Genomic DNA, 17987 nt, shown 5'->3' with positions numbered 1-17987 from the left:
CGGGTCGTGAACGGCCGCAGGCCACCCCCGGTCGGGGGCGGCCTCCAGCGGACGGACGGGGCGTCAGCTGCGCCAGGTGTCGCTCAGGGTGACCAGGCCGCTCGCCGGGACGGTGGCGGTCCGGTTGGCCCCGCTCTCCCAGGTGACGTTCCCCGCGGCGTCCTTGCGGATGTACTTGTACTCGAAGGCGGTGCCGGCGGCCATCGCGACGTCCAGCTTCCAGACCGGGTAGCTCGCCGAGGAGAGCAGCAGCGCGGAGCCGGTGTTCCAGTTGCCGAGCGAGGCGTTGTTGCCGACCACGTAGATGTTCTGGCCGACCACGGTGGTGGCGTTGACCGCGAACGAGGCGCCGGTGGTGGTGGAGGTCGCGGTGGGGGTCGGGGTCGGGGTGGGGGTGGCGGTGGCGCACGGGTCGCCGCTGCCGACCACGCCGTCCTTCACGGTGACGTTGCCGGTGCCCAGCGCGTAGTTGGCGCTGTTGTTGTTGTCCCAGGTGCCGGAGCCGTTGTTGAAGGTGGCGGCCAGGCCGGTGGCGGTGCCGAGGCTCACGGTGGACTTGACCCAGCCGGTGCAGGCGGCGGTCATCGCGACGCCGGGCGCGGTGGTCCAGGTGCCGCCGGTCGGGGCGTAGTGCAGGTAGTAGGCCGACCAGTTCTTGTTGGTGGAGTAGAAGACGGTCGCCGCGTTGGTGCCCTGCGTGGCGGTCGGGGTCGGGGTGGGCGTCGGGGTGGCGGTGGAGCCGAGCTTGGCACCGGCGTGCAGCGCGACGGCCTCGCCGGCGGCGACGGTGGCGGTGAACTTCCCGTCCGAGCCGACCGTGTAGGTGGTGCCGGAGCAGGCGCCGTTCGCATAGTCGCCGTGCTCGACGTCGCAGTAGGTGCCGGCCGGGAGCGAGGTCTGGAAGGTCTGGGTGATCGAGCCGGACTCCCGGTTGATCGCCACGTAGCCCTTGTCGCCGCGGCCGAAGCCGATCGCGTTGTTGCCGTTGGACCACCAGTTGGTCATCGCGGTGCCGGCGACGGCGTTGCGGAAGCCGACCATGTTGGCCACCTGGCGCCAGGCGTGCACGCAGTTCCAGCCGTCCTGGTAGCAGGCGTTGACCGTGCCGCCGTTCGGCGGGCCGTCGTCGTTGCTGCTGAACGCGTAGCCGGAGTAGACGTTGGGCGCGCCGTACGGGTGGGCCAGCATGAAGACGTTGGCCAGGGTGTAGGCGGAGCCGTACTTGTAGGTCAGGGTCGAGCCGTTGCGCTCGGTGTCCCAGTTGTCGACGAAGGTGCGGGCCTTGTCACTGGGCAGCAGGCCGTTGCCCCAGGTGGAGAGGTCGGAGATCTTGCCGCCGTTGAAGGCGCTCTTCAGCCAGGTGCCGGAGCGGAACTCGTCCACGTCGCCGTTGCCGGTGTACTCGGACGGCTGGATCGGCTCGCCGGCGCCGTAGATCACCTCCTGCACCCAGTACGCGTTGGGGTTGCTCATCTTCGCCTTGATGGCGCCGAGCTCGCCCGCGTCGATGTGCTTGGCGGCGTCGATCCGGAAGCCGTCCACACCGAGGGTCAGCAGGTCGCTCAGGTAGTTGGCGATGGTCTGCTGGACGTACGCGGAGCCGGTGTTGAGGTCGGAGAGGTTGACCAGCTCGCAGTTCTGCACGTTGGAGCGGTCGCCGTAGTTGGAGATCGCGGCGCGGCAGGAGTGGAAGTCCTGGTCCTGGAAGTAGCCGGGGTAGTTGTACTTGGTGTAGTTGGTGCCGCCGGTGCCGGTGCCGGAGCCCGCCGACATGTGGTTGATCACCGAGTCGGCGATCACCTTGACGCCGGCCGCGTGGCAGGTGGTGACCATGGCCTGGAAGGAGGCGCGGTCGCCGAGCCGGCCGGCGATCTTGTAGCTGACGGGCTGGTACGAGGTCCACCACTGGGCGCCCTGGATGTGCTCCTGGGGCGGGGAGACCTCGACGAAGCCGTAGCCCTTGGGGCCGAGGGTGTCGGTGCAGGCCTTGGCGACCGAGTCGAACTTCCACTCGAAGAGGGTGGCGGTGACGTCCTTGCCGTTGCCGGGCGGGGTCGCCTCGGCGGAGGGCGCGAGCACCAGACCCGACCCGATGGACAGGGCCAGGGCGGCGGTCGCGGCGAAACCGGCGGTGAGCCGGCGCCCGCGCGTGGGGGCGGTGGTGACCACAGTGTCTCCAGGGAGCAGGGCTCGCCCGCGGACGCAGGGGCGCGGGCGATGCGGCAGGGTGGGGGGCCGCGACGGCGATACGCCGTCAGCGCGACCGGGTGGGGAGGTCGCGGAGCTGGGTTCGCTGTACTGGGGGGTCTCTTGCTGCAAGACCATTGAAACTTGCTGGAAACTTGCAACGCGCTGAACATAGGACGGCCCCGGGCGGCCGTCAAGGCATCCGTCGGCAACGGTTCGGCCTCAGCCACCCGCACCCGTGTGCGACCTGATCGACTCCTGGCGCGTGTAGTACCGATGACGGCACGACAGCACAGCGACCACGGGGGGCCCGGCGGATGGAGACCGCACACGACTTCGAGGAGTTCGCGAGCACCCGGGCTCGCCGACTCTTCCAGGTCGCGTACCTGATGTGCGGCGACTGGCACCAGGCCCAGGACCTCGTGCAGACCACGCTCGCCAAGATGTTCTCGATCTGGGGCCGGCTGCGCCGCGGCGAGGACGAGCCCGGACTGGACGCGTACGCCCGCAAGGTGCTGCTGCGCTACTACCTCTCCCAGCGGCGGCTGAAGCGCTCCGGCGAGGTGGTCACCGCCGAGCTGCCGGACTCCGCCGACCTCCCCGGCGGCAGCGAGCTGCGGCTCACCCTGACCGCGGCGCTGCACCGGCTGCCGCCGCGCAACCGCGCGGTGATCGTGCTGCGCTACCTGGAGGACCGCTCGATCGAGGAGGTGGCCGAGCTGCTGGGCATCTCCCAGGGCGCGGTGAAGAGCCTCAACAGCCGCTCGCTCGCCAAGCTCCGCGAGATCCTCGGCAACGACCGGGAACTGCTCTTCCACCCGTGAGCAGCGACCTCGAACGCCGGCTCGCCGAGCTGTTCGCCGACACCGCGCGCACCCTGCCGGTCCCGGTGCTCAGCATGGCCGCCGAGGCCGCCCGGCGCGGCCGGCGGCTGCGCCGCAACCGACGGCTCCGGCTGGCGGCGGCCGCGCTGGCCGTCGCCGCGCTGGCCGCCGCGGGGCTGCTGCCCGCCGGGTGTTCGGATCAGACCGCGTCCGGCCCGCGCTCGCCGGTGCGCACCCGGACGATCGAGTCGACCGGGACCATCCAGACCTTGCCGTCGCCGATCTTGCCGGTCCGGGCGGCGGCCACGATCGCGTCCAGCACCCGGTCGGCGTCCTCGTCCTCCACCACGACCTCGATCCGCACCTTGGGGACCAGGTCGATCCGGTACTCGGCGCCGCGGTAGACCTCGGTGTGCCCGTGCTGCCGCCCGTAGCCGCTGGCCTCGGTGACGGTCAGTCCGTGCACCCCGAGCTCCTGGAGCGCGGTCTTGACCTCGTCCAGCTTGAACGGCTTGACGACGGCGGTGATCAGCTTCATGCGGTGGACGCCTTGTCGGACGTGTGCGCGAGCACGGTGGCGTGGGTCGCGGCGGTGCCGTGGCCCAGGACGCCGTGATCGTACGCGGTCTCCGCGTGCACGGCGAGGTCCAGGCCGCGCAGCTCGTGGTCGGCGGGGGCGCGGAAGCCCATCACCCGGTCGATCGCCCAGCCGATGCCGTACGTGACGGCGAACGCGTACAGCGCGACCACCACGATCGCGACCAGCTGCTTGCCGCTCTGCGCCAGGCCGCCGCCGTGCAGCAGGCCGCTCGCCCCACCGGTCATCGTCGCGGTGGCGAAGACGCCGATCAGCGCGGTGCCGATGACGCCGGCCACGAAGTGCACGCCGACCACGTCCAGCGAGTCGTCGAAGCCGAAGCGGAACTTCCAGCTGACCGCGTACGAGCAGACCAGGCCGGCCGCCAGGCCGATCGCCAGGGCGCCGAGCAGGTCCACGCTGCCGCAGGACGGGGTGATGGCGACCAGGCCGGCCACCGCGCCGGAGGCGGCGCCGAGGGTGGTGGCGTGACCGTCGCGGCGCTTCTCCACCAGCAGCCAGCCGAGCAGGCCGGTGCAGCCGGCCGCCTGGGTGTTGAGCAAGGCGGCGGCGGCCAGGCCGTTGGCGCCCATCGCGGAGCCGGCGTTGAAGCCGAACCAGCCGAACCAGAGCAGGCCCGCGCCCAGCAGCACCAGCGGGAGGCTGTGCGGGCGCATGGCCTCCTTCTTGAAGCCGATCCGGGGGCCCAGCAGCAGGGCGAGCGCGAGGCCGCTGGCGCCGCAGTTGATCTCGACCACGGTGCCGCCGGCGAAGTCCAGCGCGCCGAGCTTCGAGACGATCCAGCCGCCGGGGGCGAACACCCAGTGCGCGACCGGGACGTAGACCAGCAGGGTCCAGACCGCGGTGAAGACCACCCAGGCGCCGAACCTGGCCCGGTCCGCGATGGCGCCGCTGATCAGCGCGGCAGTGAGGATCGCGAAGGTGAGCTGGAAGGCGGCGAACAGCAGGGTGGGTACATGCCCGGTCAGACTGGCGGGGGTGATGCCGGCCATGCCGAGGTGGTCCAGGTTGCCGATCAGGCCGCCGAACGCGTCGTCGCCGAAGGCCAGGGTGTAGCCGGCCAGCAGCCAGACCACGGTGACCACGGCGATCGAGACGAAGCTCATCATGATCATGTTGAGCACGCTCTTGGTGCGGACCATGCCGCCGTAGAAGAGCGCGAGGGCGGGCGTCATCAGCAGCACCAGCGCGGTGCAGGCCAGCAGCCAGGCGGTGTCGCCGGTGTCCAGGCCGGGGGTGGGGTCAGCGAGGAGCATTCGGGGAGTTTCGCCGGACCCGGTTTCCGGTTGTGGGCGGGCGTGTTTCCCCGGTGTTTCGTGTTGCGCCCCGGTTTCCGGGATCTCACGACGTGAGAGGGCCCGGCGGGTGGTTCCCCCGCCGGGCCCTCCGCTAACCGATCAGCGTCAGCTGGTCTGGATCGCGGTGTCGTCGATCACGAAGCTGGTCTGGAGGGAGGAGTCCTCCACGCCGTTGAACTTCAGGGTGATCGTCTGGCCCGCGTAGGCCGACAGGTCGACGGTCTTCTGGGCGTAGCCGGTGTTCTTGTTGAGGTTGGAGTACGTGGCCACCGTGGTGCCGTTGACGGTCACGGTGAGCTTGTCGTACTGGGTGGAGGTGGTGGTCTCGGCGGTGTCGATGTGCAGCCAGTAGCTCAGGGTCGCCTTGCAGCCGGTCGGGATGGTGACGGTCTGCGAGGCCGAGTCGGTGTGGGCGGAGCCGTAGCCGTTCAGCCAGGCCTTCCAGGAGCCGCCGTGGGCGGCCTGCGAGGCGCTGTTGTCGACCACGCCGCTGGTGGCGGTCCACGGGGCGGCGGAGCCGGTCTCGAAGCCGGCGTTGCCGAGCAGCTGCGCCGGGGTGCAGGTGCTGGTGCCGTCGTTGACGGTCCAGTTGAAGGTGGTGGAGCCGGTCTTGTTGGCGGTGTCCTTGGCCGTGACGGTCACCGAGGAGGTGCCGACGGCGGTCGGGGTGCCGGAGATCAGGCCGGTGGAGGCGTTGATCGACAGGCCGGCCGGCAGGCCGGTGGCCGAGTAGGTCAGCGCGCCGGTGCCGCCGCTGGCCTGGATCTGCAGGCTGGCCGCGGTGTTGACCTTCGTGGTCTGGCTGCCCGGGTTGGTGACGCTCGGGGTGTTGGTCGGCGCGGTGCCGACGTTCACGCCCGCCCACGCGGTGGAGACCGCGTTGAGCTCGGCGCTGCCGGCCCCGTACAGGTCCTTGGCGGCGTTCTCGGTGGCGGTGCGGGCGGCCGCGTAGTTGGTGGTGGAGGTCATGTAGGTGGTCAGCGCGCGGTACCAGATCGCCGCCGCCTTGTCCCGGCCGATGCCGGTGACCGTGATGTTGCCCTGGGTCGGCGAGTTGTAGCTGACGCCGTTGATGACCTTGGCGCCGCTGCCCTCGGAGAGCAGGTAGAAGAAGTGGTTGGCCACGCCCGAGGAGTAGTGGACGTCCTTGTTGCCGACGGTCGAGGACCAGACGTCGGCGGACGCGCCGTCCTTGGAGGGCTTGTCCATGTAGCGCAGCGGGGTGCCGTTGCCGTTGATGTCGATGAGCTCGCCGATGAGGTAGTCCGGGTTGTCGGACGGGATGTTGGCGTAGAACTCGACCATGGTGCCGAAGATGTCCGAGGTGGCCTCGTTGAGGCCGCCGGACTCGCCGGAGTAGTTGAGGTTGGCGGTGGCCGCGGTGACACCGTGGCTCATCTCGTGGCCCGCGACGTCCAGCTCGGTCAGCGGGTGGGTGTTGGACGAGCCGTCGCCGTAGGTCATGCAGAAGCAGGAGTCGTCCCAGAACGCGTTCACGTAGTTGCTGTCGTAGTGGACGCGGCTGAAGGCGCCGACACCGTCGTTGCGGATGCCGTTGCGGCCGAAGGTGTTCTTGTAGTAGTCCCAGGTCATCGCGACGCCGTAGTGGGCGTCGACCGCGGCGGACTCCTTGTTGGAGGCCGTGCCGTTGCCCCAGGTGTCGGTGGACTTGGTGAACATGGTGCCGTTGCCGGACGTCCCGTTGTTCATGTTGGTGGTGTACATCCCACCGCGGGTGTTGTCCTTCATCTGGTACGTCGAACCCGACAGCGTGGTGCCGATGGTGACGTTGCCGACGAAGACGCCCTGGCCGGTGCCGGTCTGGATGCCCTCGAACTTGTGGATCACCTCGCCGGTGGTGGCGTCGGTGACCACGTGCAGCTTGCTCGGGGTGCCGTCGGCCTCCTTGCCGGAGACGACGGTCTCGTAGGCGAGCTTCGGGGTGGCGCCGGCGGCCCAGACGACCAGCCGCGGGGCGTTCTCCAGGGCGGAGCCCGACTCGGCGGCCAGGGCCGCCTCCTGGGCCTTGGGCGCGGCGAGCTTCGGGGAGGTGGAGAGACCGGTCAGCGAGGCCTCGCTGGCCTTGTTCACGCTCTTGGTGGTGCCGTTGGCGGCCTGGTGGACGATCAGGTCGCCACCGAGGACCGGCAGCCCGCCGTAGGTGCGCTCGTAGCGGAAGTGCTGGGTGCCGTCGGCGTCGCGGACGACGTCCTTGGCGACCAGCTTCTCCTGCGAGCCGAGCCCCAGGGACTGGGCGAAGGCCGGGGCCTGGTCGCCGGCGACGGCGAGCAGCTGGGCCTTGGAACCCGCGACCTGGGCGGCGACCTGGGCCGGCGCGCTCGGCGCGGCCTGGGCGATCACCGGAATGCCGGTCACCAGCAGCGCGGTGGTGGCGGCTATGGCGGCCATGCTCACACGGGCATGCGAGTAGCGAGACAAAGCGGACTCCTTATCCGACCGCCGCGGGGTCACGAGCGGTGGAGAGAATCTGGCCGCGGTTGCGGCGCAGCGGGGGCCCTGCCGCTGGTCACGGCATGGGTGCGGTGCAATCACACGCGGGCGGAGCCGGCACCTGGACGGCAACCGGGGGGTGGGGGAACCCTTCTTCATCCGCAGCCGGGGGAATCGTGGCAGCAAACAGGTTGTGAATGACAGATGCATGCCAGTGATTGACCGAGAAGTGACCGTGGCACAGCGGCGTTTATCCCGTGCCACAGACCCGGGACAGCACCGAAACTCGCCGGGGCGTCACACCGATCCGGCCCGGAGCGATGCTTTTCGGCCACAACGGGACGGGGCCCCGTCCGCCGGACGGGGCCCCTATAAACAGTTTGGAAATCCCTTAAACCCTTGTCAGAAACGTCAGCTCTGTACGAAGACGGCCACCGTCCGGGCCGGCACCGTGAAGGTTCCGGTGGCCGGATCGAATCCCGACTGCTTCACCACCGCGTCGGACCCCTTCGCCTGCACCGGGTGCAGCGACTGCGCGGTGCCGGCGAGCCCGGCGACGGTCTGGCGCTGCGCGGTCGGGGTGGCGTTGAAGACCACCGTGATCGACTTCTCCGCACCGCGCAGGCCCTTGCCGTCCAGGTGCAGGGTGATCACACCCGGGTTCTCGCCGGCCGTGCCGGAGAGCGGGAAGGACAGCCGCTGCTGCACCTCGGCCGCGCTGGACAGGGCGAACAGCGGCGAGGCCTGACGGATCCTCAGGAACTGCTGGTAGAGCGCGGTGGACGAGGAGATCTCGTTGCAGCCGACCCTCAGCCCGGGGTCGGCCAGCAGCGCCTTGCCGCGCACCCACATCGCACCGTTGTCGGCCGCCATCGGCAGACCCCGGCCCCAGCCGTTGCCCTGGGCGCAGTCCCAGTGGATCGCGTTGAACCAGTCGCCCGAGTCGAAGGAGTTGGCGTCCAGCGACTTGGAGCGCAGCAGGTCGCTGCCGGCCTGGGAGAAGCCCGGGCCCTGGCTGAGCGCGCTCAGCGACAGGCCCAGCGCCTGCATCCGGGCCCGGTCGGCGGGCGTGGTGGTGACCGGCAGCTTGTACGCCAGCGCGTCGAACAGGTCGGCGTTGTCGTGCGCGTCCACGTACTCCACCGCCTCGCCGGGCTGCGCGGCGTAGCCGGTCGGGGCGCCGTTGTAGTCGACTCCCGCTCCGGTGACGGCCTTTCCGGCGCTGTCGGTGAAGCGGTAGCCGGCCAGGTTGCCGGTCAGGCCGACCTTCACCTGGTCCATCTGGTGCAGCAGACGGGCCTTCTGCTCGGCCGGGGTGCCGTTGTCCGCCGAGCCGTTGGGGTCGGTGAACAGGCCGGAGGCGAAGCCCTGTTGCGGGGCGGAGGACAGCATGTAGTTGCCGCCGCGCGCCGCGTCCCGGACCCGGTCGTTGAAGGTGGCGATCCCGGTGCCGGCCATGTTGACCTGGGTGGCCTGCACGAACCGGGCGTCGTTGGCGACCACGCCGAAGTTCCAGCCCTCGCCGTACAGGAAGACGTTCCTGCCGTCGACGCCGTCCTTCTCCTTGGTCAGGCCGCGCAGCGCCTTCTGCACGTCCAGCATGGTGGACTTGGGGTCCAGGCCCATCAGGTCGAAGCGGAAGCCGTCCACTCGGTACTGCCGGGCCCAGGTGAGCACCGAGTCGACCACCAGCTTGTTCATCATGGCGTGCTCCGGCGCGGTGTCCGCGCAGCAGCTGTCCGTGGTGACCTTGCCGGTGTCGCTGAGCCGCTGGTAGTAGCCGGGCACCACCTTGTCGAGCACCGACTTGTCGTCCTGCCCGGCGGCCGCGGTGTGGTTGTAGACCACGTCCAGCACCACCCGCAGGCCGGCCTCGTGCATCGCCTGCACCATCTCGCGGAACTGCACGGTGCGCGCCGTCCCGTTCGGGTCGGTGGCGTACGAGCCCTCCGGCACCGTGTAGTGCAGCGGGTCGTAGCCCCAGTTGTACGCGTCGTCGGCCTGCACCGCGGCGACGCACTCCTGCTGCTTCTCGCTGTCGGCGGCCAGCGCCGTCAGGTCGCAGGCGGGCAGCTTCTGCTCGGCGCGGTTCTCCCGGATGGTGGCGATGTCGAAGGTCGGCAGCAGGTGGATGGTGGTGACACCGGCCTTGGCCAGGTCGCGCAGGTGCTGCATGCCGGCCGACTTCGACTCGGTGAACGCCTTGTACGTGCCGCGCTCGGCCTCCGGCACCGTGGTGTCGGCGACGGAGAAGTCGCGGACGTGCAGCTCCTGGATCTGCTGCTTGGTGGCCGGGACCGCCTCCGGGCTGCGGTGGTCGTCCCAGCCCTTCGGCTTGTTGCGGCGGCTCGCCAGGTCGGTGACCAGCGAGCGCTTGGAGTCGGTGGAGAGCGCCACCGAGTAGGGGTCGGTGACCGTGTTGGTGACCACCTTGCCGACGCTCGGCGCCCACACCTTGAGCTGGTAGAGGTAGTACTTGCCGTCCAGCTCGTCGGCGTCCCGGGTCAGCGACCAGACGCCGCTGGCCTCGTCCCGCCTGAGCGGCACGGTCTTCGGGGTGCCGCCGGTGGCCTTGTCGAAGAGCTGCACCGAGACCTCGGTGGCGGTGGGCGCCCAGAGCGAGAGGGTGACCTTGCGGTCCTCGCCGCCGAACCAGCCCCAGCCGTCGCGCTCGCTGCGGTAGACCGGGCCGAGCTGCGCGGCGCCGGCCTTGGCGGCGTAGAGGTCGTCCAGCACGCCCGGGGTCTGCACGCCGGTGGCGGCCAGCGCGGCGCCGTTCGGCAGGTGCTCGGCGAAGACCAGCTGCGAGCGCAGGGCCGCGGTGACCCGGCCGGCGTCGCGCGGGTCGACGGTGAACGCCCGGTAGCCGGCCAGGTGCGGGAACTTCGCCTTCTGGGCGTCGGTGAGGCCGCTCGCCGGGGTGAGCCGGATCCAGCGGCCGGGCTTGCTGAGCACGCCCTTGTCGACGGCCAGGGTGCCCTCGGGGTCGTAGATCAGCTGGGCGCTGGTCCCGGAGGCGAGCGCCGCGTCGGCGGCACCGTAGGTTGCCGGGACCACGACCGTGTTCCGGTCGATCCACTGGGCGCGGGAGGAGGTCAGGTCGAGCTGCGAGGAGGCGCCGGCGGCCTGCGGCAGCAGGTGGCCCTCCTGGCCGCCGATGATCCAGATCTCCCGGCCGCTGGTGCCGAAGTCCAGCGACTGGTCGGCCGGGAGGTCCTTGTCGTTGCCGTTGTGGATGATGTAGCTGAGGCTGGTCGCGCCCGCCGCCAGCGGCACCTCGAAGACCGCGCCGTACGCGTCCTTGCGGACCGGCATCAGCGGGTTGCCCCAGTCGGTCGGGGTGGCCGCGCCGGTCCAGTCGTGCAGGCCCCAGCCGTCGTAGTTGCCGTCGGCCCGGTGGTAGTGGATGACCGCCTTGCCCTCGGGCACCGGCACGGCGCCGTCCGGGTTGGCGGTGCGGACGGCCGGGTCACCCTCCTTGATCCAGATCTCGCCGGTCGCGGAGATGTCGATGTGCCGGTCGGAGTCGACGTCCTTGGTGCCGTTGTTCTCCACCACGAAGCCGAGGTCGGCGGCGCCGCTCTTCAGCTTCACATAGGCGAAGGCGCCGTAGGCGTCCCGCCCGGTGAAGCCGTGGCCGGCCGGCCAGGTGGTCGCCTCGCCGTCCGCCAGGTCGCCCCAGGCGTAGAGGTTCCAGCCGTCGTAGTCGCCGTTCTTCCGCTGGTAGTGCACGATCGCGTACGGCCGCGAGGTGGCGCTCGGCGCGGGGGCGGGGGTCGGCGCGCCGGTGGTGAACGAGCCGGTGGTCGAGGCCAGCCGGCCCGCCGAGTCCTGCACGACGGCCTTGTAGCGGACCACCGTGCCGGCCGGGACCTTCGACAGGTCCTGGGTGACCTTGTACGTTCCGTTGTCGGCGGTGCCCAGGGTCTGCCACGGCCCGTCGCCGATCTGCGCGGCGAAGCTGACCCGGTCGAAGCCGCCGCCCGGCACCTGCGCGCCGACGGTGACCGTCCCGTACGAGCCGTCGGCCGGCGCGGCCAGCGTGATCTGCGGCCCGGCGGTCGGCTTGGCCGGCTTGCCGGCGGCCTTGAAGACCACCGAGGACTGCGCGGGCACGGTGACCGTCACCTTGCGGTCGGCGCCGCTGGTGAGCTTCTGCCCCGCCTGCGGGTAGAGCCGGTCGAAGCCCATGCCGGCCGAGAAGGTGTCCAGGGTGACGGTCTTCGGCTCGTTCGCGTTGTTGACCGCGACCAGGTACTCGACCTGCTGCTTGGCGTCGATCCGGGAGAAGGCGTAGACGCCCGCGCCGTCGGCCGCGTACCGCTCGATCTGCGCGCCGTCGGCCAGCGCCGGGTGGTCCTTGCGCAGCTTGGCCAGGCCCGCGATGCCCTGGTACAGCGCGGCGCCTTCGTCGTAGCGGTCCTTGGAGCCGGCGGTGCCGCCGATCACGGTGTCGCTGTTGTACGAGGGGGTCTTGGACGCGAACATGTCCTGCCGCGCGTCCTTGTCGCCGCCCGCGCCGGTGAAGCCCTGCTCGTCGCCGTAGTAGACCACCGGCTGGCCGCGGGTCAGGAACTGCAGCTCGGTTGCCAGCCGGTCCTTGGCCAGCAGGGTCTGCTGGGAGGCGCCCGGGTTGTCGGCCTGCAGGAAGCTGCCGAAGCGGCCCATGTCGTGGTTGCCGAGGAAGGTCGGCAGCTCGTAGGCGTCGGTGTCGGCGGTGGTGTAGCGGTAGTCCTGGCCGTAGACGTCGGCCAACGCCTTGGCGGAGCCGTTCTGCGAGACGAACTTCCGGGCCGCCTCCTGGAAGGCGAAGTCCAGGGTGGCCTGCAGCTTGCCGCGGGTGACGTACGGCGAGGTGACCGCCGGGTCGCCGGAGTAGACCTCGCCGAACATGAAGAACTTCTTGTTGCCCTGCTCGGTGGCGAACTTCTTCAGCGCGGGCGCCCACTGCTCCCAGAAGGCCATGTTGACGTGCTTGACGGTGTCGATCCGGAAGCCGTCGACGCCGGTCTCGGCGACCCACTGCTGGTAGATCTTCTGGAAGCCCTCGACCACCTTGGGGTTCTGGGTGTCCAGGTCGTCCAGGCCGGAGAAGTCGCCCTCGGTGGCGGACTCGCCGGCGAAGGTCGAGTTGCCGCGGTTGTGGTAGAGCGAGGGGTCGTTCAGCCAGGACGGGGTCTTGGCGGTGGCGTCGGCGGGGGTGCGGAAGCGCGGGGAGTAGGGGAAGGAGTCCGCGCCGGTCTTCGGCCAGGCGGCCCGGGCATCCGCGAGGGCGGTCTCGTCCACCGGGTTGCCGTCCGCGTCCAGCACCGGGTAGGCGCCGGTGGAGCGGTAGCCGTAGCTCTGCTCCGCGAAGTCGACGACGTCGGCGGTGTGGTTGGTGATGACGTCGAAGAAGACCTTGATGCCGCGCTTGTGGGCCTTGGCGATCAGCTCCTTGAGCTGCTCGTTGGTGCCGAAGTGCGGGTCGACCTGGGTGAAGTCGGTGATCCAGTAGCCGTGGTACCCGGCCGAGGCGTCGGCTCCGACGCCCTGCACCGGCTTGTTCTTGAAGATCGGCGCCATCCAGATCGCCGTGGTGCCCAGGTCCTGGATGTAGTCGAGCTTCTGGATCAGACCCTGCAGGTCACCACCGTGGTAGAAGCCCTTGTCCGCCGGGTCGAGGCCGTTGTCCAGCCGGCCGCCGGTGATGCCACCGGTGTCGTTCCCGGTGTTTCCGTTGGCGAAGCGGTCGGGAAGAACGAAGTAGAACTGCTCGCGGGTCAGGTCGTGGCGGCCGGCGGTGGCGGCCAGCGCGGCGTCCGACGGGGGCGCGGGCGGGGCGGCCGCGGCGGCGGCCAGCGGGGTCGAGCCCAGTGTCGCGGCCACCAGCGAGGCGGCCAGCAGCACGGCGGCGCGGCCGGGGCGGCGGTACGGGGTGGTGCTCCTTGGGGGGCGGGGCTGGGCTTGGGCCACGGCGGGCTCTCCCTTGAGGCGGCTCGGCGTACGTGAGGTGGCGTGGACCGTAGCGCGCTGCAAGATGTTTCAGCAAGATGCTGAAATTGTTGCAACCAAGGTCTTGACCCAACCGTTGCGAAACCCGCAGAGTCCTACGGTGGGGAGTGCGGCCCGCCGGACCTGACAGCCGGCGGGCCCGCCCCCGACCGCTGTCCGTACATGGACCCCGGTTCGACCGCTCGTTACCCGCGCGCAACAATGGAGCACATGCGCTCCGAGAGTCACGAAACCCCTACCCCCGTAGGGGGACAGTCGGTGAAGAATCCCCGACCACAGGATGATCGGACGGCTACGGGACGTCTGGCAGACTTCTCGTCCATGGGGGAATCGACCGACATCCACGCACCCGGCGCCGATCGCGCCGAAACGGCGTCCGACGGCGGTTCCGTCTCCGGCAAGGCCCACCCGAGCCCGCTGCCCGACGGAGCCACCCGGGCCGCCCAGTCGCCCGCGGCCGCCCTGCGCAGCCGCGTCCGCGAGCAGCGGCAGAGCCCGGCCCGGCCGCGCCTGGTCTTCGAGCTGGCCCTGATCGGCCTCAGCTACTGGGTCTACTCGCTGATCCGCAACGCGGTGCCCGAGCAGGCCGCCGTCGCGCAGAAGCACGCGAGCTGGATCTGGAGCTTCGAGCAGACCTTCGGCGTCGGCATAGAACGCGCGGTGAACCACACCGTCGACAAGATCACCTGGCTCATCGTCGGGATGAACTACTACTACGCGACGCTGCACTTCATCGTGACCATCGGCGTCCTGGTCTGGCTCTACCGCAGACACCCGGGGCGGTACGCCGCCTCCCGCACCGTGCTCTTCGTCACCACCGGCATCGCCCTGGTCGGCTTCTACTTCTTCCCGCTGGCCCCGCCGCGGCTGATGACCGGCGGCGGCTTCATCGACACCGTGAAGGTGCACGACACCTGGGGCTCGATGGCCTCCGGCGCCGGCGCGCACGTCTCCAACCAGTACGCGGCGATGCCCTCGATGCACATCGGCTGGTCGCTGTGGTGCGGGCTGACCATCTTCTTCCTGGCCGAGCGCACCTGGGTGCGGGCCCTGGGCCTGGCCTACCCGGCCGCCACCCTGGTGGTGATCATCTCCACCGCCAACCACTTCTGGATGGACGCGGTCGGCGGCATCCTCTGCCTCGCGGTCGGCTTCGGGGCGGCCCGCCTGATCTACCACGTCTGGGCCTTCCAGCTGCCGCGCGTCCCCGGCGAGGAGCGCCCCACCGGGCAGCTCACCGTGCCCGCCTCCTGGAACACCGTCGGGGCGCACCGGTAACCACCGGCACGCCCGCCCGGGGACGCCTCCCCGGGTCCGGCGGTCACTGCCCGTAGAACAGCCGGTCGACCACCTGGCGGGCGCGGCGGGTGGTCCGGCGGTACTCGTCGACCAGCTCGCCGCTGTGGCCGGTGCCGTAGCCGAGGTAGCGGGCGACCCCGGCGATCTCGCGGGCGTCGACCGGGAAGCTGTCCCCGGGCCGGCCGCGGACCAGCATCACCGCACTGCGCACCCGCGAGGCGAGCACCCAGGCCGCGTCCAGCACCTCGGCGTCCTCGGCCCCGATCAGCCCGGCCTCCCGGGCCGCCGCGAGCGCCACCCGGGTCCGGGTGGTGCGCAGCGCCGGCACCTCGTGGCCGTGCTGGAGCTGCAGCAGCTGCACCGTCCACTCGACGTCCGCGAGCCCGCCCCGGCCGATCTTGGTGTGGGTGGTCGGGTCGGCACCGCGCGGGAGGCGCTCGGCCTCGATCCGGGCCTTGATCCGGCGGATCTCCAGCAGGTCCCGCTCGGGCACCCCGGCTCCCGGGTAGCGCAGCGGGTCGATCAGCGCCCGGAAGCGCTCCCCCAGCTCCGGGTCGCCCGCGACCGGCTCGGCGCGCAGCAGCGCCTGGCTCTCCCAGGCGTGCGACCAGCGCTTGTAGTACGCGGTGTACGAGACGAGGGTGCGCACCAGCGGGCCCTGCCGCCCCTCGGGCCGCAGGTCGGCGTCGACCACCAGCGGCGGCTCCACCGAGGGTGCCGCGAGCAGCGTGCGCATCTCGTGGATCACGGCGTGCGCCGCCCGGGCGGCGTCCTCGTCCAGCATGCCGAGCAGCGGCTCGTGGACGAACATCACGTCGGCGTCCGACCCGTACCCCAGCTCGTGGCCGCCGAACCGACCCATCGCGATCACCGCCAGCCGGGTCGGCAGCTCGCCGTTGGCGGCCTCCCAGCCGGCCACGCAGGCCTTCAGCGCGCCCTGCAGGGTGGCCGCGTTGAGCGCGGTCAGTGCCTCCCCGGCGGCGTCCAGCGCCTGGGCCGGGTCGTCGCCGAGCCGGCCGAGCAGGTCGGCGGCCGAGGTCCGGAACAGTTCCCGCCGCCGGACCGACCGGGCCGCCGCGACCCCGGCCGCGGCGCTGCCCGCCCGGCCGACCGCGGCCAGGATCTCGGCCTCCAGCGCCACCCGCCCGCGCGGGGCCAGACCCTGCGGGTCGCCGAGCATGGCGACCGCCTCGGGCGCGCGCAGCAGCAGGTCGGGGGCCAGCCGGCCGGCCGACAGCACCCGGGCCAGCTGCTCCGCGGCCGCCCCTTCGTCGCGGAGCAGGCGCAGGTACCAGGGGGTGCGCCCGAGCGCGTCCGACACCTGCCGGAAGTTCAGCAGCCCGGCGTCCGGATCGGCCGAGTCGGCGAACCAGCCCAGCAGCACCGGCAGCAGCGTCCGCTGGATCGCCGCCTTCCGGCTCACGCCCGCCGCGAGTGCCGAGATGTGCCGCAGCGCGGCCGCCGGATCGACGTACCCGAGCGCCGCCAGCCGCTCCTTCGCGGCCTCGGTGCTCAGCCCGGTCGCCCCGGCGCCCGCGCCGGCGACCTCCAGCTCCGCGGTGGGCAGCACCGCGACGGCGTCCAGCAGCGGCCGGTAGAACAGCCGCTCGTGCAGGCGCCGCACCTCCACCGCGTGCCGCTTCCACTCGCGCTCCAGGGCCGCGATCGGGTCGGCCCGGGTGTCGTCGTTGATCTGCGCGGCGAGCGAGCGGGCGAGCCGCCGCAGGTCGGCCTGGTCGGTGGGCACCAGGTGGGTGCGGCGCAGCCGGTGCAGCTGGATCCGGTGCTCCAGCGACCGCAGGAAGCGGTACGCGGTGTCCAGCGAGGCCGCGTCCGCCCGGCCCACGTACCCGCCGGCGCTGAGCGCGGCCAGCGCCTCCAGGGTGTTGGCGCTGCGCAGGCTCTCGTCCGTCCGCCCGTGCACCAGCTGCAGCAGCTGCACCGAGAACTCCACGTCCCGCAGCCCGCCCGGGCCGAGCTTGAGCTGCCGGTCCAGCTCGGTGACCGGGATCGCGTCGATCACCCGCCGGCGCATCTGCTGCACGTCCGCGACGAAGTTCTCCCGCGCCGAGGCCTGCCAGACCAGCGGCGCGATCGCCTCCGTGTAGGCGGCGCCGAGCTCGGCGTCGCCGGCCACCGGACGGGCCTTGAGCAGGGCCTGGAACTCCCAGGTCTTGGCCCAGCGCTGGTAGTACGCGAGGTGGCTGCCGAGGGTGCGGACCAGCGGGCCGTTGCGGCCCTCGGGGCGCAGGTTGGCGTCGACCGGCCAGATGGTGCCCTCGCCGGTGGTGTCGGAGCACAGCCGCATGGTCCGGGCGGCGAGCCGGGTGGCGGCCTGCATCGCCTTCTGCTCCTCGACGCCCTCGCGCGGCTCGGCCACGAAGATCACGTCCACGTCGGAGACGTAGTTGAGCTCCCGGCCGCCGCACTTGCCCATGCCGATGACCGCCAGCCGGCAGGCGCGGGCGGCGTCCGGGTCCTCCTCGGCGGCGATGTCCAGGGCGGTCTGCAGGGTGGCGCCGGCCAGGTCGGCCAGCTCGGCCGCGGCCTGCGGCAGGTCGGTGGTGCCGGACAGGTCGCGGGCGGCGATCGCCAGCAGGCAGCGCCGGTAGGCGGCGCGCAGCGCGTCGGCCCGCCGGTTCGGCTCGTCCGCCCAGACCCGGCCGGTCAGCTCGCCGAGGAAGTCGGACCGGCCCGGGTGCATGTCGCGCAGCTCGAAGGTGACCAGCGCGTGCCAGTCGCGCGGGTGCCGGGCCAGGTGGTCGCCGAGCGCGGTGGACGCGCCGAGCACGCCGAGCAGCCGGTCGCGCAGCGGCTTGGAGGTGGTCAGGGTGTCGCGCAGGGTGTGCCGCTCGTGCTCGTCCAGCGCCTCCAGGAGCCCGGCGAGGCCGTGCAGCGCCTGGTCCGGGTCGGCGGTGGCGCCGAGCGCGTCCAGCAGCACCGGGTCGGCGGCCAGCCCGTGCAGCGCGGGGTCGGCGAGCCGCCGCACCGCCTGGTCGGGGTCGCCGAAGCCGCGGCGCACCAGCCGGATCTCCAGCCGGCTGGTCCGGCTCCCGGCCCGTTCCTCCACTGCCATCGCCCCTCCAGCTGCCCATTCGTTCGAAAAAGCCTACGTTCCCGCCGCGCCACCTGCCCGAAGTGACCCGTCGTCACCCTCCCCCGAACGGCGCGGGTCGACGCCGCTTCCCGCCCGCCGCCCGCCCGCCCGGGTCCATCCGACCACGACGCCCAGCGGAAGCGCGGTCACACCGCGTCACCGGGGGCCGCACGGGGTCCGCGCCGCCGAACGGCCGCAAATTACCCCGCTCGTGCAATGTCACACGTGATACGAAGTCC

Annotated in this window: 8 protein-coding genes; 2 read left to right on the top strand and 6 right to left on the bottom strand. The window is 71.6% G+C overall.

Annotation, left to right across the window (positions count from 1 at the left end):
- Positions 1-63: 63 nt before the first annotated feature.
- On the bottom strand, positions 64-2169 hold the full coding sequence (locus ACGFX4_RS13310) for a carbohydrate binding domain-containing protein (protein WP_393072761.1): 2106 nt from the start codon (positions 2167-2169) through the stop codon (positions 64-66).
- A 335-nt stretch (positions 2170-2504) separates the two neighbouring features.
- Here ACGFX4_RS13310 and ACGFX4_RS13305 point away from each other — a divergent pair, with 335 nt between their 5' ends.
- Positions 2505-3011 (top strand): SigE family RNA polymerase sigma factor, encoded by a 507-nt coding sequence (locus ACGFX4_RS13305; RefSeq protein WP_393072759.1) that lies wholly within the window; start codon positions 2505-2507, stop codon positions 3009-3011.
- Positions 3012-3210: 199 nt separating this feature from the next.
- On the opposite strand, the gene ACGFX4_RS13300 is transcribed toward ACGFX4_RS13305, so the two are convergent.
- From ACGFX4_RS13300 to pulA, 4 genes are all read right to left on the bottom strand, one after another.
- Positions 3211-3549, bottom strand: coding sequence for a P-II family nitrogen regulator (locus tag ACGFX4_RS13300; protein ID WP_393072757.1), 339 nt, complete (start codon positions 3547-3549; stop codon positions 3211-3213).
- The gene (locus tag ACGFX4_RS13295; RefSeq protein WP_393072755.1) at positions 3546-4865 is read right to left on the bottom strand and encodes an ammonium transporter; all 1320 of its coding nucleotides are present in this window, start codon (positions 4863-4865) and stop codon (positions 3546-3548) included. Before ACGFX4_RS13295 ends, ACGFX4_RS13300 begins: the two co-directional genes overlap by 4 nt.
- 147 nt (positions 4866-5012) lie before the next feature.
- Positions 5013-7316 (bottom strand): M4 family metallopeptidase, encoded by a 2304-nt coding sequence (locus ACGFX4_RS13290; RefSeq protein WP_393072813.1) that lies wholly within the window; start codon positions 7314-7316, stop codon positions 5013-5015.
- Between the two features lie 453 nt (positions 7317-7769).
- Complete coding sequence (gene pulA / locus ACGFX4_RS13285) at positions 7770-13313, bottom strand: pullulanase-type alpha-1,6-glucosidase (RefSeq protein WP_393072753.1); 5544 nt, start codon at positions 13311-13313, stop codon at positions 7770-7772.
- 360 nt (positions 13314-13673) lie between these two features.
- On the opposite strand from pulA, the gene ACGFX4_RS13280 reads away from it, so the two are divergent.
- The gene (locus tag ACGFX4_RS13280) at positions 13674-14630 is read left to right on the top strand and encodes a phosphatase PAP2 family protein (protein WP_393072751.1); all 957 of its coding nucleotides are present in this window, start codon (positions 13674-13676) and stop codon (positions 14628-14630) included.
- A 43-nt stretch (positions 14631-14673) separates the two neighbouring features.
- Here the strand turns inward: ACGFX4_RS13280 and ACGFX4_RS13275 are convergent, their stop codons facing one another.
- On the bottom strand, positions 14674-17727 hold the full coding sequence (locus tag ACGFX4_RS13275; protein WP_393072749.1) for a bifunctional [glutamine synthetase] adenylyltransferase/[glutamine synthetase]-adenylyl-L-tyrosine phosphorylase: 3054 nt from the start codon (positions 17725-17727) through the stop codon (positions 14674-14676).
- Positions 17728-17987 lie beyond the last annotated feature (260 nt).

The organism is Kitasatospora sp. NPDC048365 (genome assembly GCF_043200835.1).
In the GTDB taxonomy this organism is placed as follows: Bacteria; Actinomycetota; Actinomycetes; order Streptomycetales; family Streptomycetaceae; genus Kitasatospora; species Kitasatospora terrestris.
Note: the sequence above shows the minus strand (reverse complement) of the source record. Positions and strands in the feature narration are given on the sequence as shown.